Annotated in this window: 25 protein-coding genes; 20 read left to right on the top strand and 5 right to left on the bottom strand. The window is 63.7% G+C overall.

The features are described 5' to 3' along the window. Positions 1 to 2 precede the first annotated feature (2 nt). On the bottom strand, positions 3 to 2,447 hold the full coding sequence (locus tag HF955_RS11270; RefSeq protein WP_291075226.1) for an EAL domain-containing protein: 2,445 nt from the start codon (positions 2,445 to 2,447) through the stop codon (positions 3 to 5). A 387-nt stretch (positions 2,448 to 2,834) separates the two neighbouring features. On the opposite strand from HF955_RS11270, the gene HF955_RS11275 reads away from it, so the two are divergent. The 9 genes from HF955_RS11275 to HF955_RS11315 all read left to right on the top strand — a co-directional run bounded on the left by HF955_RS11275 (position 2,835) and on the right by HF955_RS11315 (position 10,394). Beyond that, positions 2,835 to 3,599, top strand: a complete 765-nt coding sequence (locus HF955_RS11275; protein ID WP_291075227.1) for a LuxR family transcriptional regulator — start codon at positions 2,835 to 2,837, stop codon at positions 3,597 to 3,599. 67 nt (positions 3,600 to 3,666) lie between these two features. Next, positions 3,667 to 4,428, top strand: coding sequence for a LuxR family transcriptional regulator (locus HF955_RS11280; RefSeq protein WP_291075228.1), 762 nt, complete (start codon positions 3,667 to 3,669; stop codon positions 4,426 to 4,428). Positions 4,429 to 4,523: 95 nt separating this feature from the next. Further along, complete coding sequence (locus tag HF955_RS11285; protein WP_291075229.1) at positions 4,524 to 4,835, top strand: PepSY domain-containing protein; 312 nt, start codon at positions 4,524 to 4,526, stop codon at positions 4,833 to 4,835. A gap of 36 nt (positions 4,836 to 4,871) precedes the next feature. Continuing rightward, positions 4,872 to 5,555, top strand: coding sequence for a response regulator transcription factor (locus tag HF955_RS11290; RefSeq protein ID WP_027838712.1), 684 nt, complete (start codon positions 4,872 to 4,874; stop codon positions 5,553 to 5,555). 27 nt (positions 5,556 to 5,582) lie between these two features. After that, positions 5,583 to 7,016, top strand: a complete 1,434-nt coding sequence (locus tag HF955_RS11295; RefSeq protein WP_291075230.1) for an ATP-binding protein — start codon at positions 5,583 to 5,585, stop codon at positions 7,014 to 7,016. Continuing rightward, positions 7,013 to 7,615, top strand: coding sequence for a hypothetical protein (locus tag HF955_RS11300; RefSeq protein WP_291075231.1), 603 nt, complete (start codon positions 7,013 to 7,015; stop codon positions 7,613 to 7,615). Before HF955_RS11295 ends, HF955_RS11300 begins: the two co-directional genes overlap by 4 nt. Before the next feature lie 57 nt (positions 7,616 to 7,672). Beyond that, positions 7,673 to 8,098 carry a cytochrome c maturation protein CcmE gene (locus HF955_RS11305; RefSeq protein ID WP_291075232.1) on the top strand — a complete coding sequence of 142 codons (426 nt, stop codon included), beginning with the start codon at positions 7,673 to 7,675 and terminating at the stop codon, positions 8,096 to 8,098. Next, positions 8,095 to 9,978: a heme lyase CcmF/NrfE family subunit gene (locus HF955_RS11310; protein WP_291075233.1), complete on the top strand. Its 1,884-nt coding sequence runs from the start codon at positions 8,095 to 8,097 to the stop codon at positions 9,976 to 9,978. Before HF955_RS11305 ends, HF955_RS11310 begins: the two co-directional genes overlap by 4 nt. Further along, positions 9,978 to 10,394 (top strand): cytochrome c-type biogenesis protein, encoded by a 417-nt coding sequence (locus tag HF955_RS11315; protein WP_291075234.1) that lies wholly within the window; start codon positions 9,978 to 9,980, stop codon positions 10,392 to 10,394. The genes HF955_RS11310 and HF955_RS11315 overlap by 1 nt, the downstream gene beginning before the upstream one ends. Here the strand turns inward: HF955_RS11315 and HF955_RS11320 are convergent. Next, positions 10,391 to 10,948: an A24 family peptidase gene (locus tag HF955_RS11320; protein ID WP_291075235.1), complete on the bottom strand. Its 558-nt coding sequence runs from the start codon at positions 10,946 to 10,948 to the stop codon at positions 10,391 to 10,393. The genes HF955_RS11315 and HF955_RS11320 overlap by 4 nt on opposite strands. Positions 10,949 to 11,598: 650 nt before the next feature. On the opposite strand from HF955_RS11320, the gene HF955_RS11325 reads away from it, so the two are divergent. The 11 genes from HF955_RS11325 (at position 11,599) to HF955_RS11375 (ending at position 22,517) form a co-directional block, all read left to right on the top strand. Beyond that, on the top strand, positions 11,599 to 13,131 hold the full coding sequence (locus tag HF955_RS11325; protein ID WP_291075236.1) for a Do family serine endopeptidase: 1,533 nt from the start codon (positions 11,599 to 11,601) through the stop codon (positions 13,129 to 13,131). Positions 13,132 to 13,140: 9 nt separating this feature from the next. Beyond that, the gene (locus HF955_RS11330; protein WP_291075237.1) at positions 13,141 to 13,839 is read left to right on the top strand and encodes a response regulator transcription factor; all 699 of its coding nucleotides are present in this window, start codon (positions 13,141 to 13,143) and stop codon (positions 13,837 to 13,839) included. Between the two features lie 33 nt (positions 13,840 to 13,872). Further along, complete coding sequence (locus HF955_RS11335) at positions 13,873 to 15,273, top strand: ATP-binding protein (RefSeq protein ID WP_291075238.1); 1,401 nt, start codon at positions 13,873 to 13,875, stop codon at positions 15,271 to 15,273. 7 nt (positions 15,274 to 15,280) lie between these two features. Further along, positions 15,281 to 17,944 carry a bifunctional [glutamine synthetase] adenylyltransferase/[glutamine synthetase]-adenylyl-L-tyrosine phosphorylase gene (locus HF955_RS11340; RefSeq protein WP_291075239.1) on the top strand — a complete coding sequence of 888 codons (2,664 nt, stop codon included), beginning with the start codon at positions 15,281 to 15,283 and terminating at the stop codon, positions 17,942 to 17,944. 67 nt (positions 17,945 to 18,011) lie between these two features. Continuing rightward, positions 18,012 to 18,548 (top strand): EF-hand domain-containing protein, encoded by a 537-nt coding sequence (locus tag HF955_RS11345; RefSeq protein WP_291075240.1) that lies wholly within the window; start codon positions 18,012 to 18,014, stop codon positions 18,546 to 18,548. A 100-nt stretch (positions 18,549 to 18,648) separates the two neighbouring features. Continuing rightward, positions 18,649 to 19,191 carry an RNA polymerase sigma factor gene (locus HF955_RS11350; protein ID WP_291075241.1) on the top strand — a complete coding sequence of 181 codons (543 nt, stop codon included), beginning with the start codon at positions 18,649 to 18,651 and terminating at the stop codon, positions 19,189 to 19,191. Then, positions 19,188 to 19,631 carry a hypothetical protein gene (locus HF955_RS11355; RefSeq protein WP_291075242.1) on the top strand — a complete coding sequence of 148 codons (444 nt, stop codon included), beginning with the start codon at positions 19,188 to 19,190 and terminating at the stop codon, positions 19,629 to 19,631. The genes HF955_RS11350 and HF955_RS11355 overlap by 4 nt, the downstream gene beginning before the upstream one ends. Then, on the top strand, positions 19,628 to 20,116 hold the full coding sequence (locus HF955_RS11360; RefSeq protein ID WP_291075243.1) for a periplasmic heavy metal sensor: 489 nt from the start codon (positions 19,628 to 19,630) through the stop codon (positions 20,114 to 20,116). The genes HF955_RS11355 and HF955_RS11360 overlap by 4 nt, the downstream gene beginning before the upstream one ends. 54 nt (positions 20,117 to 20,170) lie before the next feature. Further along, positions 20,171 to 21,619, top strand: a complete 1,449-nt coding sequence (locus HF955_RS11365) for an amidase (RefSeq protein WP_291075244.1) — start codon at positions 20,171 to 20,173, stop codon at positions 21,617 to 21,619. 20 nt (positions 21,620 to 21,639) lie between these two features. Beyond that, entirely contained in the window at positions 21,640 to 22,119 is a 480-nt protein-coding gene (locus tag HF955_RS11370; protein WP_291075245.1) for a YbjN domain-containing protein, read from the top strand. Beyond that, positions 22,116 to 22,517, top strand: coding sequence for a GFA family protein (locus HF955_RS11375; RefSeq protein WP_291075246.1), 402 nt, complete (start codon positions 22,116 to 22,118; stop codon positions 22,515 to 22,517). Before HF955_RS11370 ends, HF955_RS11375 begins: the two co-directional genes overlap by 4 nt. A gap of 6 nt (positions 22,518 to 22,523) precedes the next feature. Here HF955_RS11375 and HF955_RS11380 read toward each other — a convergent pair whose 3' ends face one another. From HF955_RS11380 to HF955_RS11390, 3 genes are read right to left on the bottom strand one after another with little or no spacing between them, the layout of a single operon-like run. After that, positions 22,524 to 22,928, bottom strand: coding sequence for a metallopeptidase family protein (locus tag HF955_RS11380; RefSeq protein ID WP_291075247.1), 405 nt, complete (start codon positions 22,926 to 22,928; stop codon positions 22,524 to 22,526). Continuing rightward, the gene (locus tag HF955_RS11385) at positions 22,925 to 23,245 is read right to left on the bottom strand and encodes a heavy metal-binding domain-containing protein (RefSeq protein WP_291075248.1); all 321 of its coding nucleotides are present in this window, start codon (positions 23,243 to 23,245) and stop codon (positions 22,925 to 22,927) included. The genes HF955_RS11380 and HF955_RS11385 overlap by 4 nt, the downstream gene beginning before the upstream one ends. A gap of 56 nt (positions 23,246 to 23,301) precedes the next feature. After that, a complete protein-coding gene (locus HF955_RS11390) occupies positions 23,302 to 23,562 on the bottom strand; it encodes a hypothetical protein (RefSeq protein WP_291075249.1) in 261 nt (86 codons plus the stop codon). Between the last annotated feature and the right edge of the window lie 3 nt (positions 23,563 to 23,565).

The following is a 23,565-nucleotide window of genomic DNA, read 5'->3' on the forward strand; positions in this document are numbered from 1 at the left end:
GTCTAGGCAATTGCCAGATCGAACAGGTCGCCATCCAGATCAAAGGCCGTGAATGGTCCTTCGAAGGGTTCAGGCGCGGCGATCAGGTAGCCCTGCATCTCTTCACAGGACAGGCTGGCCAGCGTGTGCGCCTGGTCTTCTGTCTCGACCCCTTCTGCCACCACCGGAATGTCCAGGCTGTGGGCCAGATGGATGATGGCCTCGATAATCGCCCGCGATTTGGAATCCATATTGATCGTCGCGACGAAGGACCGGTCGATCTTGATGCGGTCGAACGGGAATTCCTGGACATAGCTCATCGAGGAATAGCCGGTGCCGAAATCATCCAGCGAAATCTTTATGCCGAGGGCTTTCAGTTCGAGCAGGATGCTGGTGGCCAGCTGGGTGTTGTGGATGATCGCCGTTTCCGTGATCTCCAGTTCGAACCGGGCCGGGTCCAACCCGGTTTCCTCGAGTGCGGAGCGCACATGGAATATGATATCCGGATCCATCAACTGGCGCGCTGACAGATTGACCGCCACGCTCTCGTCTCCTTGCCAGCGGCTGGCTGCGCGGCAGGCGGCATGAATAGTCCAGCGGCCGATCTCGACGATCAGCATGCTCTGCTCCGCCAGCGGAATGAACTGGTCAGGGCCGACAAGTCCGACGCCCGGACGATTCCAGCGGATCAGCGCCTCACGGCCAACGACCGCGCGGGTGGCGGAACTGACCTTGGGCTGGAAGTAGAGCACGAATTCGTCGTTCCTGACGGCGTCGTGAAGGGCGCGTTCCAGATTGCGCTGCTCCACCTGTTGCTTGTGAAGGTCTGCATCATAGGCACGCACGCAGCCCCGGCCGGCCGCCTTGGCCGAATAGAGTGCCCGGTCTGCATAGGTCAGGATGCGGGCGGCATTCTTGGCATTTGGCGGTACGAAGGTCAGCCCGATGCTGCCGCCACTGTTCAATGTTCGGCGCCCCATGGCGAGTGGTTCGGAGATTGCAGACAGGATCCTGTCCGCCGTGTCCTGAATTTCCTCTGCGGAGGCGCGGCCGCGTACGAGGACCGCAAATTCGTCTCCGCCAAGTCGTGCGACCGTGTCGCGTTCGTCGATCTCGCTCGAGATGCGGCGACCGATCGCCTTCAGGAGGGAGTCGCCGGCTCCATGGCCGAACTGGTCATTGACTTCCTTGAACTCGTCCAGATCGATGATCATGACGGCGAGACCAAAACGATCTCCCTGCGTGTCCTGCATGGCGTGTTCGAGCGCCATGTTGAACGCGACCCGGTTGTGCAGCCCGGTCAGGGAGTCGCGATAGGCCAGTGTGCGGACCTTGGCTTCCGCGCGCACGCGCTGGGTGATGTCGCGGACGGCGAAGACGATGAAGGTCTCGTCCTTTTCCTCGACACAGCGGCTGGAGACCACGGCGATCATTTCCCGTCCATCCTCGAACCGGATACGGCGTTCACCAAACTCGCGGTTTTCGAGCAGGTTCAACTCGTCATCCTGAAACTGCAACAGGTCCTGGATGTTGCGGCCACGAAAGTCCGGAAGCTGCCCTTCGGACTGGAAGAGGTCCAGATCGTGCAAATTCTTCAGGTCGGAAATCCGCTCGCTGAACAGCACCCGCGCCGATGTGTTCGTGTTGATGATCTCGCCGGTCCGGGACACGACAAACAGACCTTCGCTGCTGGCGTCAGCCAGTACCGACAGTTTGCGGGTTTCCTTGGAGCGCATCCGCTCGAATTTGGAATCCAATCCGGCGGCGAGCACCGACAGGATGACGATCACTGCCATGGCACCGGCAATGATGATGCTGAGCAGGCCGGTGGCCAGCTGCCAGGAAGGCGTTTCAACGCCGCGGACCGGGATCATCGTGGTGCCGGACGCGCTGATGAAGTGAAGCGCCAGGACCGCGAAGACACTGGTGATTGTGGAGATGGTGACGTTGCGAGGTATCTTGGGGTTCGAGCCGACGAGATAGGTGGCTGTGTAGAACATGAAGCTGAGCAGGATCGCCGATGTGATCGTCACGCGATCATATTCGATGATGGCGGACGCGTTCAGGGCGGTCATGCCATAGAAATGCATTCCGGCGACAGACGCGGTCGCGATGGCGCCGCTGATCAGGCGGATGATGGCATCGGCCTTCACGCTGAGGACGAGCGCGGTGATCACGAAACCGGTCACCACCATGGCGGCAGACAGCAGGGTGCGCCATCCGTCGAACACGACGTCGAAACCGGGCTGGTATCCCAGAAGCGCGATGAAGTGTGTGGCCCACACGCCCAGGCCGACAACCGTACCGGCGGCGATGGCCCAGAGAATTGTGTAGAACCGCTTCACGGCCTGATGGCTGCGCTTGTAGATGATCAGGGAGCAGCAATTGCTGAAGGCCAGCACGAAGAATGCCGCCAGAACATGAGACAGATCATGTTCGGTCGCAATGCAATTGAATACTTCGTACATGGGCAGACTTCCGTTCTTGCAGGAATGTCGTGCAATTGATTGCGTTACCAAAATACAAAGTGCACTGCAGGCAAGGTAAGGATTGGGTAAACCGGGGCGAACGCGCCGTGCCGCAACCGCCAATCTTGTTCCTGTAATGATCACTGCAGAATGGGGCCGGATTGCCTGCCGGGGATGTCTGGTTGCTGACGAGCCAAGGTTAACAGGAAAGCGGAATCCGTTGACCATTCAGTCGCAAACGGCCGTTTACCTGCACCCTACAGAGGTGCGCTCAGGTCCGGACATTTCTGCCTTGCGTGGAGGGCGAGACAATCAGGGGTCGCGAATTTCGCTTTCCCGCAGACGTGGCGCGGTTTATAATGGGCGCAGGTCTTGTAGGAAACCACCATGCTGGGCCATCTGCGCCAGATTGTACGTTCAAGGACAGTCCCGGACTTATATGAGCGAACGGTTGACGCCCTCGCCGGCATTGGCCTGACCCGTGTCTATTTCCAGGGTCCGATTGGCAATGACCGGTCGATCACGCGACATACGACGAATTTCGGCTTTCCCGATCTGTGGGCGAAGACCTATGAGCTGAACTGGCAGGCGCATGACCCGTTCCCGGATGCGGCGGCGCGATATCCCGGACCGATGTACTGGCATCGGCTGCCACCTTCCGTCGTGCTGACCGAAGGCGAACTGGCCTATCTGGACTTCCTGAAGACGAACCGGATGGAGCGGGGGCTCTGCATGCTGCAATATGGCAATGCCACGCGCGTGGGCCTGATTGCTGCGAGCACAGACCCGGACGGGCCGGAAGTGGAAAGCGTTGATCGTGAATTCTTCCAGTTCGTGGGCATGGTCTCGTTCACACGGTTCTGCCAGCTGGTGACCATGGACCCGGACCTGCCGACACCGCTGTCCGGCCGTGAGCTGGATGTGCTGTACTGGATGGCACAGGGGCGCAGCAATGGCGCCATCGCCGATGTGCTGGGCATCCGGCAGGAGACGGTGAACACATATGTCAAACGGGTCTTTGCCAAGCTGGGCGTGTTCGACCGGACATCGGCCGTGATGGAGGGCGTGCGCCATGGCCTCGTCATCGTGTCGGACCCGATTGCCGAACTCGTCGCCGACCAGATGCGGACGAAGCGTCCGACAGGAAGCTGATCCGGGCGCATTTTCCTTGATATGATCCGCACCCGGCGGCATCATGCGCCGGTGGGGGGAGGTGCGGATGATCGACAGATTCAAGGCCATGCTGGAGGCGCAGTCATTGCTGGACTTGCGCGAGAGCGCCGTGGCGGCGTTCGGGGCGCTGGGCGTACCGCGCGTATTGTGCGTTTCTCCGGTGGGACTGGACCGATCGGTCGGGCGTTCCCTGACGAATGCGGGATTTCCGCTCGCATGGGAGACCGCCTATCGGGAGGGCCGGCGCATGGATGACCCGCTGCCGGATATTTCCGTCCGGATCGGCGAGGCGTTTCTCTGGCACCGCCTGCCATCGGATGTCGTGCTGAACCGGGAAGAGGCCTCGTATCTGGCGGACCTGTCCGGATGGCAGATGGCAAAGGGCGTGTGCGTCGCCACCTACGGGCCGGCGGCGCGGGTCGGCTTTGTCGCGGCAAGTTCAGTGTCGGGGGAGGACGATCTGGACGGGCTGGACCTGTCGCTGTTCCAGATCGCCGCGGAGACGGCCTATCTGAGATATTGCCAGCTGGTCTCTGCAGAACTGAACTATGAAATGAACCTGTCGAGCCGTGAACTCGATGTGCTCCACTGGATGGCACAGGGCCGGAGCAATGCAGCCATTGCCGACATTCTCGACCTGAAGCCGGAGACGGTTGGCACCTATGTGAAGCGCATCTTCGCCAAGCTGGATGTGTTCGACCGCACCTCGGCGGTGATGAAGGGCGTCATGCGCGGCCTGGTCATCGCGTCCGACCCGTCCATAGAGGCCGAGGCACAGGCCCGGCGGGCCCGGCGGCGGCGCGCCTGAGCCGCGTGCCCGCATCTTCGCCAATCGCAGCCTGAACCGATCTGACCGAAAGTGTTCACTTGGTATTCAGAGCCTGATGCCTATACAGCCATGTCATGAGACGGATTCCTGCCCTTCTTCTGGCCCTCGGCCTTGTGGTGACGCCCCCGGCGGTCGCCCAGGACTGGCGTAACCAATGGTCGCCGGGCCAGGCCCGCGATTCGGTGCGCCAGGGCAAGACCGTGCCGCTGAGCCAGATTTTCCAGAAGCTGCAACGCGAATATGGCGGTTACCAGCTGGGCGCGGACCTGTATGACAATGGCGGCAAACCGCAATACAAGGTCGACTGGATGACCGGGGATGGCCGCAAGATGCGCTTCACGGTGGATGCGCGCACGGGCGCGATCCTTGACCGGCGCGGGGCATGACCCGACAGTGACACTTTAGTTCGGAAGGACGTTTGCATGCGTATCCTGGTAGTTGAAGATGATTCCGACCTGCGTCGCCAATTGGCGGACGTCCTGTCGCAGTCGGGCTATGCCGTGGATCTGGCCGCCGACGGCGAGGATGGCCACTTCCTGGGCGACACCGAACCCTATGATGCGGTGATCCTGGATCTCGGCCTGCCGAAGATGGATGGCGTCAGCGTTCTCAAGAAGTGGCGCGCCGACGGCAAGTCCTTCCCGGTCCTGATCCTGACGGCGCGGGATTCCTGGAGCGAGAAGGTGGCCGGCTTCGATGCCGGCGCAGATGACTATCTGACCAAGCCCTTCATCACCGAGGAATTGCTGGCCCGTCTGCGGGCGCTGCTGCGCCGGGCGGCCGGGCATTCGGCGGCGACGCTGGAGGCCGGCAAGCTGGTGGTCGACACCCGTGCGGCCCGGGCCAGCGTGGCCGGAGAACCGGTGAAGCTGACCGCGCATGAATACCGCGTCCTGTCCTATCTGATGCACCATATGGGCCGGGTCGTGCCGCGCACCGAACTGGTCGAGCATATTTATGATCAGGATTTCGACCGGGACTCGAACACGATCGAAGTGTTCATCGGCCGCCTGCGCCGCAAGATCGGCCAGGACCGTATCCAGACCGAGCGCGGCCTGGGCTATCGCCTGGTGGTGCCGGAAGCCGAAACCCGCGTCGCCGGATAAGGCCTGCGCGGCGCCGGAGCCCGGATCATGAGCGACAGCGCCCCTGACTCCCCGACATTGATGGATCGCTGGACGCGCCTGTCGCTGGCGCGCCGCATCATGCTGGCAGCAGCCATCTGGGGCCTGGTGGTGCTGGTGGGTGGCGCGCTCGCGCTGTCGGCCGTCTATCGCGCACAGACCCTCAGCCTGCTGGAAGAGGATCTGGAGCAGACGCTGGTGGGCCTGACGCGGGAGATGACCCGCGAGGAGGCCTTTCTGGAAGATGGCCGCGTGACCGATGCCCAGCGCGAGTTCTTTCTCGGTGATGTGCGGTTTCGCACCCAGTATTCCGGACGCTACTGGGCCATTGTCGGCGTCAGTTCGGATGGCGAGATCAATGGCGACATCCGCTCGCGCAGCCTGTGGGACGAGCCGGTGCCGCTGGACGAGGATCAACTCGCCCGCACCCTGTCGCACCCGGGCACGACGGAGTTCGGGGATTTCCGCTTTGTGGGCCCCGCCGGCCAGCGTGTGCGGGTCGCTTCGCGCGCCATCCTGATCCAGAACCGGGAAACGCCGCTGATCCTGGTGGCGGCTGCTGACCGTGCGGCCAATGATGCCGCGGCCACGCGCTTTCGCAGCCTGTTGCTGGGCACGATGATTGCCCTGTTCGGCGGAGTGTTTGCGGCCATGGTGGCGGCGATTTCCTTTTCGCTGCGCCCCTTGCGCCGCATCGGGGATGATATTGCCGAAGTGCGCGAAGGTATGCGGCAGAAACTGTCGGAAGACTATCCGGCCGAAGTGCGCCCGCTGGCGGATGAACTGAACAAGCTGCTGGATCATAACCGGCAGGTTGTGGAGCGCGCGCGGACCCATGTCGGCAATCTGGCCCATGCGCTGAAGACGCCACTGGCCGTGCTGCGCAATGAGGCAACAGGCGACACGCAACTGGACGATGTGGTGCGCCGCCAGTCCGAGAGCATGCAGACCAATGTCGAGCATTATCTGAAGCGGGCTCAGATGGTTGCGCGGGCCCAGACGCTGGGCGCGAGGACGGAGCTGCGCCCGGTCGTGGACGGCATCGCCCGCATGCTGAACCGACTCTATGATGCCAGGGGCGTCAACGTGTCCGTTGACGGCGGGGTGGGCGCCGTGTTCCGGGGAGAGAAACAGGATCTCGAGGAAATGGTCGGCAATCTGATGGAAAACGCCTGCAAATGGGCCGGTAGCGAAGTGCTGGTGCGCGTGCGCGACACGGCGGCGGCGCTGACCATTGATGTCGAGGATGATGGCAAGGGCCTGACGCCGGAAGAACGCGCCGGAGCGCTGAAGCGCGGTGTGCGCCTCGACGAGACAACGCCCGGCAGCGGGCTCGGCCTGTCCATCGTGAAGGAACTGGCGGAGTTGCATCGCGGCAGCCTGGAACTGGGCGATGCCGGGCTGGGCGGCCTGAAGGCAAGCCTGAGGTTTCCCAAGACATGAGGCGGACAAATCTGATCATTTCGGTGGCCTGTCTGGCCGTGGCCATTGGCGGATACCTTCTGGTGGGCTCCCCCGGCATGGGTGACCAGCCGATGGCGGACCGGCAAGCCGGCCTGATGGAAAAGGTGCGCACCGATCCGCAATCGCTGACCCCTGCCGAGACGCTGTCGCGTCTCGAGGCGACGGTGAAGGAACGGCCGGACGATCCTCAGCCGCACTATTTCATCGGCGAAATCCTGCGCGCCGAAGGCCGCACATCCGACGCGGCGCGGGCCTATCAGTCCGCCCTGCGGCGGGACGAGACCTTCGTGCCGGCCCTGCTGGCACTGGCGGATTCCCTGGTCGATCTGAACAATGGCGCGGTCTCGCCGGAGGCAACCCGCCTGTTCGCCAAGGCCTACGAACTGGACGAAACGCAGGTCCGCGCCGGCATGTGGGCGGCCATGGGCGCCGCGCAGGCCGGGGACCAGGAAAAGGCCGAACAGGCCATGCGCTATATCTATTCCCGCCTGCCGGAAGACGACCCACGCCGCGAGCGCTTTGCACCAATGATCGAGGCGCTCGGCCAGGCAGAGAGCGCGACGCCGGACGCCGAATAAGGCAGGCTGCATCTGCCGCACTCCCCAAGCGAAGCGGGGATGCCTATAAGAAAGCGCATGAGAGCCCGAACGAGACGACTTTACATGTTTGGCATTGCGGCCCTGCTGCTTCTGGCAGCGGCGGCGCTGGCATTTCTGGCCCTGCGCGAGAATGCGAACCTGTTCTACACGCCCGAAATCCTTGCCGAGAAAGGCCAGCCGGAAGACGGCAAGATGGTGAAGGTCGGTGGCTGGGTCGAGCCAGGGTCGCTGGCCTATTCCGATGACGGGGCGACCATGATCTTTACCGTGATCGACAACAGCCCGCACACGATCCGCGTCAGCTATACAGGCATAGCGCCCGACCTGTTCCGTGAAGGCCAGGGTGTGGTTGCCACGGGACAGTTCGGGCCCGGCGGACACTTCACGGCCCGGCAGATTCTGGCCAAGCATGACGAGAATTATCAGCCGCGCGAGCTGAAACCGCTGGACGCGGCCGGATGATCGAGGCTGGTCATTTCGCGGCCTTTCTGGCGCTGGCAGCGGCGCTGGCGCAGGGCCTGTTCGGCCTGACCGGGCAAAGGCGGCTGGCCGGTCTGGCGGCCTATGGCGGCTTTGCCGTGATGACCCTGTCCTTCGCCACGCTGATCATTGCGTTTGTGCGCTCGGACTTCTCCGTGGCGCTGGTGGCGAACAATTCCCACACGCTGAAGCCGATGCTGTACAAGGTCGCCGGGGCATGGGGAAACCATGAAGGGTCGATGGCGCTGTGGTGTCTGGTGACGCTCGGGTTCGGCGCCGCCGGGGCGGCCTGGATGCGGACGGGGCGGGACGTGCTGGAAGCCCGCGCGCTGGGCATTCAGGGCCTGCTGGGCGTTGGCGCGCTGGCCTATCTCCTGTTTGCCTCGTCCCCCTTCCTGCGGCTCGATCCGGCTCCGTTCCAGGGAGTCGGCCTCAATCCGCTGCTTCAGGATCCGGCGCTGAGTTTCCATCCGCCGATGCTCTATCTCGGCTATGTGGGATATTCCTTCGTGTTTGCCCTTGCCGCAGCCGGCCTGATGGAAGGGCGGATCGATGCCGTCTGGGCGCGGGAGGCGCGCCGCTGGTCTCTCGCCGCGTTCGCGCCCCTGACGCTGGGCATCGCGCTGGGCTCCTACTGGGCCTATTACGAGCTGGGCTGGGGCGGCTGGTGGTTCTGGGACCCGGTGGAGAACGCCTCTCTGATGCCATGGCTGATCGGGGCGGCGTTGTTGCATTCGGTGGTGGTGACGGAAAAGCGCGAAGGCTTTGCGGCCTGGTCGGCGCTGCTGGCGGTGCTGGCCTTCCTGTTCTCGATCATGGGGGCGTTCCTGGTGCGGTCCGGCATCCTGACCTCCGTGCACGCCTTTGCGGTGGATCCGACACGAGGAAAGCTGCTGCTGTTCGGCCTGCTGGCCTATGGCGGGTTTGCGCTGGTCCTGTTTGCCTTGCGTGCGCCGAAGCTGACCGGCGGCAAGCCCTGGCAGCTGCTCAGCCGGGAAGGTGCGCTGATGGCCAACAATATCGTGCTGATGGTGGCGGCGCTGACTGTGCTGCTCGGCACGCTGTTCCCGCTGATCGCGGAGGCCGCCGGCCGGACGATCTCCGTGGGCGAGCCTTATTTCAATCTTACCTTCACGCCGATGCTCGGCCTGTTGCTGGTCATTCTGCCGGTGGTTCAGGCCTGGGCCTGGGGCAAGGCGGATTTGAAATCCTGGACGAAATGGGCGCTGGGCGGCGCCGGCCTCATCGCGGTCTTCCTGGCGCTTGGGGTAGGGCTTTGGAGTATTTCCATCGGCGCCGCGCTCGGCCTCGCGCTCGGCATCTGGCTGGTCTTCGGCGCGGTCTGGGAACTCAAGCGCCGGGCGGTCACGCCGGGCCGCGTGTTCCGCCTGCCGCCGCGGGTCTGGGGCATGACGCTGGCACATCTGGGGCTCGGCCTGTTCGTGATCGGCGCGGTGGTCGAAACCACGGGACGGTATGAAACAACGGTGGCGCTGGCCGAAGGCGGCTCGGCCAAGGTAATCGGCTGGACGCTGACCCTCGATCAGGTACGGGCCATCGAGGGGCCGAACTGGTATGCAGACCGCGCGGTTCTGACCGCGACGCGAGGGGGAGCGACGGCCCTGCTGACGCCGATGAAACGCTATTACCCGGCGGCGCAGATGCCGACGACGGAAACCGCGATCCACAAGACCGGCACGGGGGACCTCTATGCGGCGCTGGGAGAGCAGCGCATGGTGGAGGGCGAACCGCGCTGGGTGTTCCGGGTCTACTACAATCCGCTGATCGATCTGGTATATTTCGGGGTGATCCTGATGGCGCTGGGCGGTGTGTTCAGCCTGTGGCCAAGGCGGAAGACGTGATGAGAACCCTGTTGCTGACGCTGTTTGCGCTCTGCCTGCCGCTCCTTGCGGGGGCAGAGGATGTCGCGCTGGACGACCCCGCGCAGGAGGCCCGGGCGCAGGCACTGATGCGGGAATTGCGCTGTGTGGCGTGCGAGAATGAACCGATCTCGCAGTCGGCCGCACCGATCGCGGAAGACATGCGGGCCCGTGTGCGGGACATGATCGAGGATGGCGCCAGCGATGAAGACGTGCGGACCTGGTTCGAGGACCGGTATGGAGAATTCGTCCTGTTCCGTCCGAAGGCGGAGGGCATGGCCGGCTGGCTGCTCTGGACCGGGCCGTTCCTCCTGTTGTTGGCGGGGCTGGCCATCGGCCTGCGCATTGCCACGGGGCGCAGGGCGGCTGCCGACCCGGTCGAGCCGGAAGACGCCTAGTAGAGCCCTGCCGGGACGAAGACGGTTCCGCCAAGCCAGACAATCCACCCACCGAGCGCAATGAAGGGCCCGAATGGAATGGGCGTCTCGGCGTCTGCCTTGCGCAGCCCCATTGCCGACAGGCCAAGCACGCCGATCAGGGCCGATGCCGAGGCTATGAGCATGATGGGCGCCAGTCCGGCCCAGCCGGTCCACACGCCCAGCGCGCCGAGCAGTTTCGCGTCTCCGCGTCCGAGCCCGTCGCGGCCCCTCCACCGCCGATAGGCAACTTCCACGGCGACCAGCACGCCATAGCCGGCCAGCCCGCCGATGAAATGCGGCTGCCATGCGTCCGCCCGATGAAGCCAGACCATTGTGATGCCCAGCAGCGCGGTCAGACCGGTCAGCGGATCGGGCAGGGTCAGCGTACGGATGTCGATGACGGCCAGCGCCAGCAGCAGGCCGCCCAAGCCGAGCGTCAACAAGAGCGTGCCATCTGGCGCAAAGGCGAATGCGCTGGCCAGCACCACCAGTCCGGCACAGAACCAGAGAAACAGTGTCAGCGCATTGGGCAAGGGCGGTATCCTTCTGCCTGTCCGGGGAGCATTCGCTTCAAGAGCATTGGCCGATCCGGAAATCAACGTGCCCGCCCGTTTCAATCTGTGAGACAGGGAAGAAAGGGATGCCGACGCCGCTCCCATAACACTCGTCAGCTGGGTGGGGACGCGCTTGACGATTGCAATGGTCCGGAGCGGATGTCCTGGCAGGGACACAAGAACTCCGGTGGCGAATGCCGCAGCGCCTGAAACAGGGCCAATGCGACGCCGGCAAGAGGTGAAGGGACTTTCCCGAGAGAGTGCCGGGTGACGGAAGGGCCCCTGCCGCGTGGCGGTGAAGACGCTTCCTGATCCGATACCTTTGGTCAGCCCCAAACCGATCTTGTGGCGGAGAATGGGCGCAAAATGCGGACCGGACAAGGGGTTTTCAGTTGTTTCGGGAAAAACCTGCGGAGAATCAGGTAGGTGTATGGTGTCTGATTCGTTCATGCTCAGATTGCCGTGTGAGACCGTCAATCAAGGACGTCGGCCAGGGGGCCGCGGATTGCGGGACTGACAGACACCGGGAAATCGCCTTACTGTCTTTTAATGACCACAATGCTTGTGGCAGGTTTATGTTGGCCCACATGCCCAATAGCAGTAAATTTTTCAGTGACTTGGAGACAGTAATGAAGACAACCGGCATCTCGAGACAGGCCATGGTGGCGGCGCTGGTCGGCGCAGCAATGGTGGGCTCGGTCGCTCTGGCCCCGCAGGTCTTCAGCCCTGAAGCCGGGGCGCAGCCGATCCAGATCGAGGCGCCGCGCGGTGCGCCGCTCAGCTTTGCCGACCTGATCGAACAGGTCGAGCCCGCCGTGGTCAGCGTCAACGTTACGACCGAGCGCGAGGTCAGCCGGCTTGGCGACATGCAGCAATTCTTCGAACAATTCCGGGGCATGCCCGGCCTGGACGAGTTCATGGAGGAGCGTCGTCAGGAACAGGAAGAAGAACCGGAAACGCGCGAGGGCCGCTCCCTCGGCTCGGGCTTCTTCATTTCCCGTGACGGCTATATCGTGACCAACAATCACGTGGTCGAGGGCGCCACAGCCATTCAGGTCGTGCTGAAGGACGGGTCTGAACTGGACGCCGAACTGGTGGGCACGGATGCCCAGACCGATCTGGCCGTCCTGCGGGTCACCGAGACCGGTGAGTATCCGTTCGTGACGTTTGGCGACTCCCGTGCCATGCGCAAGGGGGACTGGGTCGTCGCGCTGGGCAACCCGTTCGGCCTCGGCGGCACGGCGACGGCGGGCATCCTGTCGGCAGACGGCCGCGAGATCGGCCCGGACAGCCCCTATACGGACTTCCTCCAGATCGATGCTTCCATCAACCGGGGCAATTCCGGCGGGCCGACCTTTGACCTGAACGGCAATGTGGTCGGTGTGAACACGGCGATCTTTTCGCCGACGGGCGGGTCTGTCGGGATCGGCTTTGCCATCCCGGCAGAACTCGCCGAAGAGGTGACCCAGGCGCTGATCAAGGACGGCAAGGTGTCCCGCGGCTGGCTGGGCGTTGCCATCCAGGACCTGACCGATGACATGGCCGAGGCGCAGGGCCTGAAGGATGCGAAAGGCGCGATCATCGCGGACGTCACCGGCGGCAGCCCGGCCGAAAAGGGCGGGCTCGAGCGCGGTGACATCATCCTGTCCGTCAATGGCGACAAGGTGACCGATGCCACGTCCACCACGCGGCTGGTCGGCAAGCTGATCGCCAACACGTCGAACCGGTTCGAGATCATTCGCGGCGGCAAGAAGCAGACGGTCAACGTCGTGGTCGGCGAACGCCCGGCCAATCCGAACGCAATTGTCCGCCCGGCTTCCTCGTCCGATACGCCCGGCGTGAAGGCCGATGGCGCGACGATCACCGAACTCGGCGCCACATTCGAGCCGATGGATGACGAGCTGCGCACACGGCTCGGCCTGAAATCCGGCGAGAACGGCCTGGTTGTCACGGGTGTGACGAAGGAAGGCGTCATGGAAGATGCGGGCTTCCAGCCGGGCATGGTGATCCTGGAAGTGAACAACAAGCCGGCAACAAGCGTTGAGGCCCTGCGCAAGGCAATCGATGAGGCCAAGCGCGCCAAGCGGACGAAAATTCTGGTCGCGGTCCGGATCGGGCAGATCACGAATTATCGTACCATTGACCTGTCGGACGCCGAATAGGAGACGCCGATGCTGGAGACTGTACAGGAAGACGCCATGCATGTGCTCGTGATTGAAGACGATATCGAGATGGCCAGCTTCATCGAGAAGGTTCTCGTGGATGCGGGCCACAGGGTGGACATGGCCACCGATGGCGACAGCGGCTTGGCCATGGCGCGGGCGTCCGAATTCGACGCACTGGTCGTGGACCGGATGCTGCCGGAGAAGGACGGGCTGACGCTGGTCAAGGAATATCGCGAGGCCGGCGGCAAGACGCCGACCCTGTTCCTGTCGGCACTGGGCGATGTCCAGAACCGGGTGCAGGGGCTGAAGGTTGGCGCGGATGACTATCTCGCCAAGCCGTTTGCCCCGGCCGAACTGGCCGCGCGTGTCGAGGCGCTGGGCCGCCGCCTGCCGGTGGAGCAGCAGGTGACGGTGCTGAAGGCCGGCGATCTGGAAATGAACCTGCTGACCCGCAAGGTCACGCGCGCCGGCCAGAAGATTGACCTGCAGCCGCGCGAGTTCCGCCTGCTGGAATACCTGATGCGCCACGCCGGACAGGTCGTCACGCGGACCATGCTGCTGGAGAAGGTGTGGGATTACAATTTCGACCCCCAGACCAATGTCATCGATGTTCACATCTCCCGCCTGCGCGCGAAGATCGACAAGGAGTTCGACGAGCCCCTGCTGCACACCGTGCGGGGGGCCGGGTATCGCCTGCAGGGCTAGACGCCCGGGCAGGCGGCTGGCACCAAGCACGGCATGAGACTCGCCCTGCCGACATTCCTGAAGACGACCACGTTCAAGCTGGCGCTGATCTACAGCGCCATGTTCGCGGCGTTTTCGGCTGCCCTTCTGGTCTATCTGTACTATTCGACGGTCTACTACATCCGCACCGAAAGCGAGCGGCGGATGGACCTCGAATTCGAGCAATTGGGCAATGCCTATTTCACCGGCGGGATGGAACGACTCAGCCAGTCCGTTCTGGAGCGGATGACCCGTACCGGATCGACCTATTTCTACTATCTCGAAGACTCGTCCGGCCGGAAGATTGCTGGTCATTTCGGGCGCATGCCTACCACGCCGCCGGCTGCGGATGTCCAGACAGTGTATTTCGAGTTCCGCCAGCAGGAGCCTGACGGGACGGAGATTTTCCGCCCGGCCGCCGGGCGGATTGTGCGGCTGCGCGACAATGGTGGGGCATTGCTGGTGGCCTTCGACACCGCTCAGCAGACCGCCATTGTGGGCCGCATCCAGCGTGCCATCGTGATTGCCGCACCGATCGGCCTTCTGTTCTCTCTCCTGGGGGGCATTCTGATTTCGCGCGGGGCGGCCCGGCGCGCCGATGAACTGGCCCGGACGGCCGAGGCCGTGATGGGCGGAGAACTCGGCCGGCGCGCACCGGTGCGCGGATCCGGCGACGAGTTCGACCGTCTGGCCTCGCGCCTGAATGCGATGCTGGACCAGATCGAGAAACTGGTCGAGGCGACTCGCAATACCGGCAACGCCATCGCGCATGATTTGCGCTCGCCCTTGTCGCGCTTGCGCAACCGGCTGGAGATCTCGCTGGCGGAACCCATGTCGCAGGAACGCGCCGAAGCCGCCCTTGAGGAAACCGTTCTGGAAGTCGACCGGGTGCTCGGCACGTTCAACGCCATTCTGCGCCTTGCCAGACTGGAGGCCGGGGCCGAGGGCGAACGTGTGCGCATGGATGTGTCGGAACTGGGCGAGGAACTTGCCGAACTGTTCGACCCGGCCTGCGAGGAAGCCGGCCTGACCTTCAAGAGCCAGATTTCCCGCAATCTGGTCATCCTGGCCGACCGCGACCTGGTGGGGCAGGCCCTGTCGAACCTTCTGGACAATGCCGTGAAATACACACCCGAAGGCGGCGCCATCACCTTTACCATCGCGCGCGGCCCCAATGGCCATGTCGACATGATTGTCACCGATTCCGGCCCCGGCGTGCCTGCCGAGGCGCGCGAACGCGTTGTTCAGAGATTTCAGCGCATGGATTCCGCGCGTACCCAGCCAGGCTCCGGCCTTGGCCTGGCGCTGGTGGATTCGGTGGCCGACATGCATGGCGGGCAGCTGATCCTGACCGATGCCGGCGGCCCTCCCGACCGGCCCGGCCTGAAGGCGATCCTGCGCCTGCCGAGAGCCTGAGGCCCCCATGCTGACACTTGCCCCGATTGCCACCACGCCCGAGGCCGCGCTTGCACAGGCCCTGCCGGCAGCGCCCTATTTGCGGCGGCTGCATGATACCGGCGTTGCAGGGCATTGGCGCGATGCGCTGCAGGTCGTTCGCGACATTCCGGCCGCCCTGCCGGAGGCCGAGGCCATGGCGGCCATGCGGCGCGCGAAGGCACAGCTGCACCTGTCCCTGGCAGCGGAAGACCTTTCGGGCACGCTGCCGGTCATGAGTGTGACGCGCGCCTTGAGTGAATTTGCCGAAGAATGCCTGGAGGCCGCCCTGCGGGTGACGCTGGCCCGCCGGTCTGTGGACGGGGCAGGCATCTTTGCCGTGGCGCTGGGCAAGATGGGCGCCTATGAGCTGAACTATTCCAGCGACATCGATATCTGTGTCTTCTACGATCCGGACGTTTTCATGGCCGGGGATTTTACCGCCGGGGAGGTGGCTCAGCGGATTGCCCGCGATATCGTCCGCATGATGCAGGAATCGACCGGCGACGGCTATGTGTTCCGCACCGATCTGCGCCTGAGGCCAGACCCGTCCTCGACGCCGCTGGCCGTGTCGACGCGCATGGCCGATGTCTATTATGAAAGTGTCGGCCAGAACTGGGAACGCATGGTCTGGATCAAGGGGCGCCCGACAGCCGGAGACCGTGCGTGTGCAGATCGCTTTCTCAAGGTGCTGACCCCGTTCGTCTGGCGCCGCAATCTGGACTATTGGGCGATTGCCGACATTCAGGCCATCAAACGCATGATCAACAGCAAGGTCGGCAGTGCTGGTCTTGAGACCGTGTCCCCGGATGTGAAGCTGGGGCCGGGCGGCATTCGCGAGGTCGAATTCTTTGCCCAGACGCAGCAGCTGATCCTTGGCGGACGCCAGCCCGAACTGAGAGACCGTACCACGTTGGGCGCTCTGGCGGCACTTACGGCGGCCGGTGTTGTGGAGCGGCAAACAGCGGACGAACTGGAGACCGCCTATCTCGCGCTGCGAAATCTGGAACACCGCGTGCAGATGCGGCGGGACGAGCAGACCCATACCGTTCCGGCCGGGGAAGATGACCGGCGGGATGTCGCGATGCTGTGCGGCTATGAGGACCTGGCCGCCTTCGACCGGGACCTGCAGGCGACGCGGCGCTGTGTGCAGGCGCATTATGATGCCCTGTTCGCCCATGAGGACCGCGCGCTGGACGAAAGCCCGCTGGGCAATCTCGTCTTTACCGGCGTGGATGATGATCCCGGCACGGTCGAGACATTGGCGTCCCTCGGGTTCAGTGATCCCAGCGCAGCGATCGAATCGATCCGGTCGTGGCACCGCGGGCGTGTGCCGGCAACCCGCACGGCGCGCGGCCGGGAATTGCTGACCGCACTTCTGCCGGGCCTGCTGGCCGCCATGGGGCGGACCGGTGAAGCGGACGAGGCGTTTCGCTGGTTCTCGCGATTCTTCGAGGGCCTGTCCTCTGGTGTGCAGACCTTGTCCATGCTGCTGGCGGAGAAGACCCTGCTGGATGATCTCGTCGCCACATTGGCGCTGGCGCCGCGGCTGGCGCAGATCCTGTCACGCCGGCCCGATTTGCTGGAGGCGCTGGTCAGCCGTCAGGAGCCGCCGCGGCCGGACATTGACGACTCCTTCGATTTCGATGCGGCACTGGATGCCTGGCGGCGCTATCACCGGGAACAAAATTTCCTGATCGGCCACCGATTGCTTCACGGCCTGATCAATGCCCGTGATGCCGGAACGCACTGGTCGGATCTGGCAGACGAGACCATTCAGGAGATGGCGGCGGCCGCAGAACGGGAAACGGCGCGGCGCTATGGTCCGCCACCCGGCAGCTGGGGCATCTTTGCCATGGGCAAGCTGGGCGGGCGGGAACTGACCGCCGGGTCAGATCTCGACATCCTCGTGATCTATGATGCGGACCCGATGGAGGCGCAGACCTGGTACACACGATTCACCCAGCGCCTGATCACGGCCCTGACCGCTCCGACGGCGGAAGGCGAACTTTATGAAGTGGATATGCGGCTGCGTCCGTCCGGAGGGGCCGGTCCGGTGGCTGTCAGCGTGCCGGCCTTCGATCGCTATCAGAACGAGGATGCCTGGACGTGGGAGCACATGGCGCTGACCCGGCTGCGCCCCGTGGCAGGTGACGAGGCGCTGGGATACCGTATTCTGGACATTGCCCATGATGCCATTGTCGCACGGGCGGCCCGCGATGACGGGACCATCGCCAAGGATATCACGGACATGCGTCAGAGGCTCTATCGCGAGAAGCCGGGCAAGGGGCTGTGGGATCTGAAATCCGCCGAGGGCGGTCTTGTGGATGCGGAATTCGTCATCCAGCAGGACATGCTGCTGGCAGGCAGGCCGGACGCGATCCTGGCCAATACGCGCGCCGCCATTGCGCAGGCCAGCCTGCCGGAGGCTGACCGGGCCGTGCTGGAAGAAGGCGTTGTGTTCCTGCAGTCGCTCCAGCAGGTGCACCGGCTGGCGCTGGGCGGCGAATTGACCGCTGCCGACCTGCCTCAAGGCCTGAAGGAACGGCTCTGCCGGTCTGTTGACCTGCCGGATTTCAGTGCGCTGGAAGCAGAAATATCATCAATAAAATCAAGGATTCATGGCCTGACCGTAAAAAAACTCCAGCTTTAGGCGACGGATTATCAGATGGCCCCCGTTCAATACGCGATGGGTGAGTTAATCAAACGGAGTTTATTCCATGAAACGCACTATTTTTGCTTCTGTCTCGGCCGCCGCCATTGCGGCGCTGGCCCTGCCCATGATCGCTGCCGCCCAGCCGGGTGACGGCCCACGCGGCGACCGCCCGCATGGTCCGCGCGGTGGCATGGAAGCGATGATTGCCGAAATCGATACCAATGGGGATGGCAACATCACCCAGGCCGAAGTGGACGCGCATCGCGCGGCCAAGTTTGCCGAGATCGACACCAATGGTGATGGCGCGCTGTCCCAGGCCGAACTGGAAGCGCATCACGAAGCCAAGCGCGCTGAGCGCGAGGCCGAGCGGGCCGAACGCAAGGCCAAGCGCAAGGCGGAAATGTTTGCCAAGCTGGACACGGATGGCAATGGCACGATCAGCGCCGAAGAGTTCAACAGCCGCGAGCATCCGGGCTTCGACCGCGCCGATGCGGATGGTGATGGTGTCGTGACCAAGGAAGAGCTGGACGCGATGAAGGCCAAGATGAAAGGCAAGCGCGGCAAGTGGCACAAGCGCGGCGACGCCCCGCAGCCCGAATAGGATTGTGTCACCGAATGGGCCGGAAGTGTGCGATGTCTCTGCGTAGATTTCCCGGATATGGCGATATGCTTCCGGCCCGAATTCGGTTAGGCAATCAGTCTTGGCTTTCAGTTCTGATCTCGACCGGATTACACGCGCGGCAGCGGGCGACCCCGCTGCCGTGTCCAGCCTTGTCGACCGTTACAGCAGCGGTGTGCTGGCGCTCGCCACGCGCATGCTGGGCGATGCCGCGGAGGCCGAGGACGTGACACAGGAAACTTTCCTGCGGGCGTGGAAGGCCCTGCCGACCTGGGAACCGCGCGCGAAATTCTCCACCTGGCTGCACCGGGTGGCGCTCAATCTCTGTTACGACCGGCTGCGCAAGCGCCGCGAAGTGACCATGGACATTCTGCCGGATCAGACAGATCCGGCGATGAATCCGGCAGACCTGCTGGACCAGTCTCAACGCGTCCGCGCGGTGGAAGATGCCATCTCCCATCTGCCGGAACGCCAGGCGGCAGCCTTGACGCTGTGTGCCCTGCAGGGACACTCTCAAGCCGAAGCAGCCGACATCATGGATGTCAGCGTGGAGGCACTCGAAAGCCTGCTGGCCCGTGCCCGACGCACGTTGCGCGCCAGCCTGTTGGAAAGGGCCGCATCATGAGTGGACAGACGATGACAGACGACCGCCTGCTGGCCCTGATCGAGGCCTATGGCGCCGATCCCGACCTGTTCCCCGAGCGGGAACGCGATGCTGCACGCGCGCATCTTGCTGCAAATCCCGGCCGGTTCGCTGCGGCCCTGGAGGCGGCGCGCCGGATGGATGCACTTTTCGGGGGCCTGCCCGATATCGTTACCCCCGATCCGTTGCGCAATGCCCTGATTGCGTCGGCGCCCAAACCGGCGGCGGCGAAGCGTCCGGTCTGGAGACTGCCGGCCTGGATCCCGGCAGGCGCGCTCGCGTCCTTGGCGGTGGGCGTATTTGCCGGTTTCAGCATGGCCCAGCCCGTGACAAGCCAGAATGAATCGGCAGAGGCGCTGGTCTATGCCTCGCTCGGCTTCGACACATATGCCCTCGAACTGGAAGAAGGGACGACCCAATGAGCGAGACGCCAGACCGCAGCACTCGCCGGATTCCCTTCTGGCTGACCGTGTCCCTGTTGTTCAACCTGCTTCTCGTGGGCTTGGTGACCGGCATGGCGCTGCGGCAGATCCCGGACCGTCCGGACCGGGGTGACCGGCCGCGCTATACCAGCGAGATGACCCCGGACGCCCGCAAGGCCATGTTCGGCCTGATGCGTGAATCCTATCGCGAGACCCGCGCGGAACGGGAGGTGCGCGATGCAGCCCGCCGGGCGTTGAGTGAGGCGCTGAAAGCCGAGCCGTTTGACTCCGACCGCGTGCGCGCGGCCTTTGCTGACCTGCGCGAGGCTGACAATGCGGTCCATGCCGCCACGCATGATGCGATGATCGTGCGCCTGCAGGCCCTGCCACCGGAACAGAGGCAGGGCGTGGCCGACATGCTTGGCCGCGGATCCGACCGGTCGCGCCGCAATGAGCGCCGCTTGCCGCCCCCTCCGCGAGACTAGGGGTTTTCATCTGCCGCCTGCCGTTCCAGACTGGACTCAAAACCGGAGGGCAGGATGAAGGAATATGCGGCATTTGATGCGTTGGGACTGGCAGAGCTGGTCCGTACCGGCGAAGTATCTTCGAAGGAATTGCTGGACGAGGCCGTCTCGCGTGCACAGGCCGCGCAGGCCGAGCTGAACTGTTTTTCCGCGCTCTATCCGGACCTCGCCGAAGCGCAGATCGCCAGCGTGCCGAAAGAGGGCCCCTTCGCCGGCGTGCCCTTCCTGACCAAGGATCTTGCGGTCGCCATCCAGGGCGCACCTCTGACCAATGGCTCCGTCAGCTGGAAAGGGCATGTCGCCGAGCGGGATTCGGTGCTGACCGAGCGCTATCGCAAGGCGGGCCTGGTCATGTTCGGACAGACGACCAGCCCGGAATTCGGACTGACCACGACCACGGAGTCGACGCTGTATGGCCAGACCCGCAATCCGTGGGATGTAACGCGGACGTCTGGCGGGTCGTCCGGAGGCGCGTCTGCAGCCGTCGCCGCCGGTGTCGTGCCGCTGGCCCAGGCGAGCGATGGCGGAGGATCGATCCGCATTCCGGCGGCCTGCACCGGCCTGTTCGGCATGAAACCGTCGCGCGGGCGCACCCCGATGGGGCCGCTGCAGACCGAGAACTGGAACGGCATGTCGACCGTGCATGCCGTCAGCCAGACCGTGCGGGACAATGCCGCGCTTCTCGATGCCTCGCATGGCCGCGAAACCGGCAGCCGCTATGTCGCGCCGGCGCCCGAGGGCACGTATCTGCAAGCGGTCTCGCGCGATCCGAAACCTCTCAAGATCGCCCTCTGGCGCACCGCGCCGAACGGCACGGAGATGAGCGCCGAAGCACGGGAAGGGGCCGAATCCACTGCGCGCCTGCTGGAGGGGCTTGGCCATGAAATCGTTGAGGCGGCGCCGAGCCTGGACGGCGAGGCGCTGGGCAAGGCAGCCCTCTTCACCATCTCGGCCAATGTCGCTGCGGCGATCGATGCGCGTAGCGCCATGCTCGGCCGCGAGGTGCGCGAGGACGAGCTGGAGCCGATCACATTTGCCATGGCCGGGCTTGGCCGGACGGTGCCGATGGTGGAGCTGGCGCGGGCGAACAATCTGTTCAACCTGACGGCCATCCAGTTCGAGCAGTTCCTGGACGATCACGGCATCGACGTCATCCTGACGCCCACCATTTTCCGCGCGCCGGACCCGCTGGGCGTGCTCGCCCTGACGGCGGACCCGGACCGGATGAGCGAAGCGGTGGCCAGTTTCGCGCCGCTGTGCCCGCTGTTCAACCAAATCGGCGCGCCCGCCATGTCCGTGCCCCTGCACTGGACCGACCCGACCGATACCGCCCCGCAGGGCCTGCCGATCGGCATGATGTTTGGCGGGCGGTGTGGTAGCGAGGAATTGCTGTTCTCGCTGGCTGGCCAATTGGAACGGGCCAAGCCCTGGATTGACCGTTGCCCGCCCGTCTGGATGGGATGAGACAAGGAAGACGATACAATATGATCAGACGTTCAACCTGTGTGGCACTTGCCGCGCTGATGGCCCTGCCGGCGCTGGCCTGGCCGATTTCGCCGGAGAATGCCGCAACCATCTTGACCCGCGCCGGCGGCGAAGACGTGGAACTCACCTGGCTCGGTGACGATGCGGCTCGCCTGGACGCGAAACAGGGGGACTTCAAGTATTCCGTGCGCATGATGGATTGCGACGAGGCCAAGGTCTGCGCGAGCGCGATGATCTTTGCGACGTTCGAAATGTCAGGCGCGCCAGACTTCGCCATGTATCAGAAGACCAACCATTTCAACGACAGTTTCCCGTTTGGCCGCGCCTTCATTTTGCCACGCCCGGACCAGCAATCCTTTGCGTTGGGGGTCGACTATTCCCTCGACCTGAAAAACGAGGCCAATTTCGATACAGAGGACATGGACAAGTTCATGTCGATCCTTGACGCCTATATCGGTCATATGAGCAACGAGCCGTGACTCTTTCAGAATTCCAGACGCGCGCGGGCGGGTGCCATTGCGGCGCAGTGCGGTTCGAGGTGGATTTGCCAGCGGCCTTCGAGGTCGAGGATTGCAATTGCTCGATCTGCGCGATGAGCGGCAATATCCATGTCATCGTTCCGGCCAGCCGCTTCCGCCTTCTTCAGGGGGCAGACGGTCTCACCGAGTACACATTCAACACGGGTGGCGCCAAGCACCGGTTCTGCAGGATTTGCGGCATCAAGAGCTTCTACGTGCCCCGGTCCAATCAGGACGGATATGCCGTCACCTGGCGCTGTCTCGATGACTGGATGGACCTTGATGTCACGGTCAACCGGTTCGACGGCCGGAACTGGGAACAGAATGCCCACACGCTGGCCCACAAGTCACAAGACTAGGGGGCCTCAGTCGAGCGCGTCCAGCACGCGGTGCATCTCGTCATCCGACCAGCCGAAATGATGGCCATATTCATGGATCACGACATGGCTGACCAGTTCGTCCAGTGAAACATCGCCGCGCTCGGCCCATTCGAACAGGATCGGCATGCGATAGAGATGGACCAGGGGCGGGTCCGGGGAGGGGTGCGTGACGCTTTCATGGATCAGGGGCACGCCGGAATAGAGACCGGACAATTCCAGAGGATCCTCGATCTGCATCTCGTCGAGAATGGCTGCGTCGGCATAATCCTCCACGACAAGCCGCACCCCGGCCGCAGCGGCCTGCATTTGTTCCGGCAGCCGCTTCAGGCAGCCCTCGGCCGCGTCCAGTATGTCCTCGGCCGAGGGCGCCGGGCCGGGCAGGCGGCTCACTTGATGATCACGGCGGTGCCGGAGACCGACACCATCATCATGGAGCCACCCTGACCGACGACTTCATAGTCTATGTCCACGCCGACCACGGCATTGCCGCCGCGCCTGGCCGCTTCCTCGCACATTTCGCGCGTGGCGACTTCGCGGGCTTCGCGGATCGTCTTCTCATAGGCTTCGGAACGGCCGCCCACGACATCGCGAATGCCGGCGAACAGATCCTTGAAGACATGCGCGCCGATAATAGCTTCGCCGGTCACGAGTCCCTTGTACTCGGTGATGTCATGGCCCTGCAGGGTCGGGGTGGTCGAAACGATCATGTCTTGCTCCATTATTATTGTTTATCAATAATATTTGGGAGGGCATGGTCTGGCTTTCAAGAGGTTTTTCCTTTCAGAAAAAGCGCCTTGATTGGTTTTGCGCACAATTCGATGACAGAGGGGCGGGGCGCAACTGCAAATTTGTGCGCAAAAAGGCCGCCCCAAAGAAGCACGATCGACAACCCTGCCAGGCGGCTGTCCAAAGGATGCAGTAATGCGTACAGACCGGCACTCGCCGCAGCCACCAAGAGCAAGACACAGCTAACGGAAGCGACATCCGCAAGGATTTCCTCAGCGGCTGTTGGCTTCCGTTCCAATTC

It is taken from the genome of Hyphomonas sp. (assembly GCF_017792385.1).
Lineage (GTDB): Bacteria > Pseudomonadota > Alphaproteobacteria > Caulobacterales > Hyphomonadaceae > Hyphomonas.

What these genes read in the sequence shown, in the direction of transcription:
- HF955_RS11335 (WP_291075238.1), top strand. Translation starts at nt 13,873, where the DNA reads ATGAGACTCGCCCTGCCGACATTCCTGAAGACGACCACGTTCAAGCTG.
- HF955_RS11385 (WP_291075248.1), bottom strand. Translation starts at nt 23,245, where the DNA reads ATGATCGTTTCGACCACCCCGACCCTGCAGGGCCATGACATCACCGAG.
- HF955_RS11360 (WP_291075243.1), top strand. Translation starts at nt 19,628, where the DNA reads ATGAGCGAGACGCCAGACCGCAGCACTCGCCGGATTCCCTTCTGGCTG.
- HF955_RS11370 (WP_291075245.1), top strand. Translation starts at nt 21,640, where the DNA reads ATGATCAGACGTTCAACCTGTGTGGCACTTGCCGCGCTGATGGCCCTG.
- HF955_RS11280 (WP_291075228.1), top strand. Translation starts at nt 3,667, where the DNA reads ATGATCGACAGATTCAAGGCCATGCTGGAGGCGCAGTCATTGCTGGAC.
- HF955_RS11285 (WP_291075229.1), top strand. Translation starts at nt 4,524, where the DNA reads ATGAGACGGATTCCTGCCCTTCTTCTGGCCCTCGGCCTTGTGGTGACG.
- HF955_RS11340 (WP_291075239.1), top strand. Translation starts at nt 15,281, where the DNA reads ATGCTGACACTTGCCCCGATTGCCACCACGCCCGAGGCCGCGCTTGCA.
- HF955_RS11295 (WP_291075230.1), top strand. Translation starts at nt 5,583, where the DNA reads ATGAGCGACAGCGCCCCTGACTCCCCGACATTGATGGATCGCTGGACG.
- HF955_RS11315 (WP_291075234.1), top strand. Translation starts at nt 9,978, where the DNA reads ATGAGAACCCTGTTGCTGACGCTGTTTGCGCTCTGCCTGCCGCTCCTT.
- HF955_RS11270 (WP_291075226.1), bottom strand. Translation starts at nt 2,447, where the DNA reads ATGTACGAAGTATTCAATTGCATTGCGACCGAACATGATCTGTCTCAT.
- HF955_RS11355 (WP_291075242.1), top strand. Translation starts at nt 19,188, where the DNA reads ATGAGTGGACAGACGATGACAGACGACCGCCTGCTGGCCCTGATCGAG.
- HF955_RS11310 (WP_291075233.1), top strand. Translation starts at nt 8,095, where the DNA reads ATGATCGAGGCTGGTCATTTCGCGGCCTTTCTGGCGCTGGCAGCGGCG.
- HF955_RS11290 (WP_027838712.1), top strand. Translation starts at nt 4,872, where the DNA reads ATGCGTATCCTGGTAGTTGAAGATGATTCCGACCTGCGTCGCCAATTG.
- HF955_RS11325 (WP_291075236.1), top strand. Translation starts at nt 11,599, where the DNA reads ATGAAGACAACCGGCATCTCGAGACAGGCCATGGTGGCGGCGCTGGTC.
- HF955_RS11305 (WP_291075232.1), top strand. Translation starts at nt 7,673, where the DNA reads ATGAGAGCCCGAACGAGACGACTTTACATGTTTGGCATTGCGGCCCTG.
- HF955_RS11300 (WP_291075231.1), top strand. Translation starts at nt 7,013, where the DNA reads ATGAGGCGGACAAATCTGATCATTTCGGTGGCCTGTCTGGCCGTGGCC.
- HF955_RS11330 (WP_291075237.1), top strand. Translation starts at nt 13,141, where the DNA reads ATGCTGGAGACTGTACAGGAAGACGCCATGCATGTGCTCGTGATTGAA.
- HF955_RS11365 (WP_291075244.1), top strand. Translation starts at nt 20,171, where the DNA reads ATGAAGGAATATGCGGCATTTGATGCGTTGGGACTGGCAGAGCTGGTC.
- HF955_RS11345 (WP_291075240.1), top strand. Translation starts at nt 18,012, where the DNA reads ATGAAACGCACTATTTTTGCTTCTGTCTCGGCCGCCGCCATTGCGGCG.
- HF955_RS11275 (WP_291075227.1), top strand. Translation starts at nt 2,835, where the DNA reads ATGCTGGGCCATCTGCGCCAGATTGTACGTTCAAGGACAGTCCCGGAC.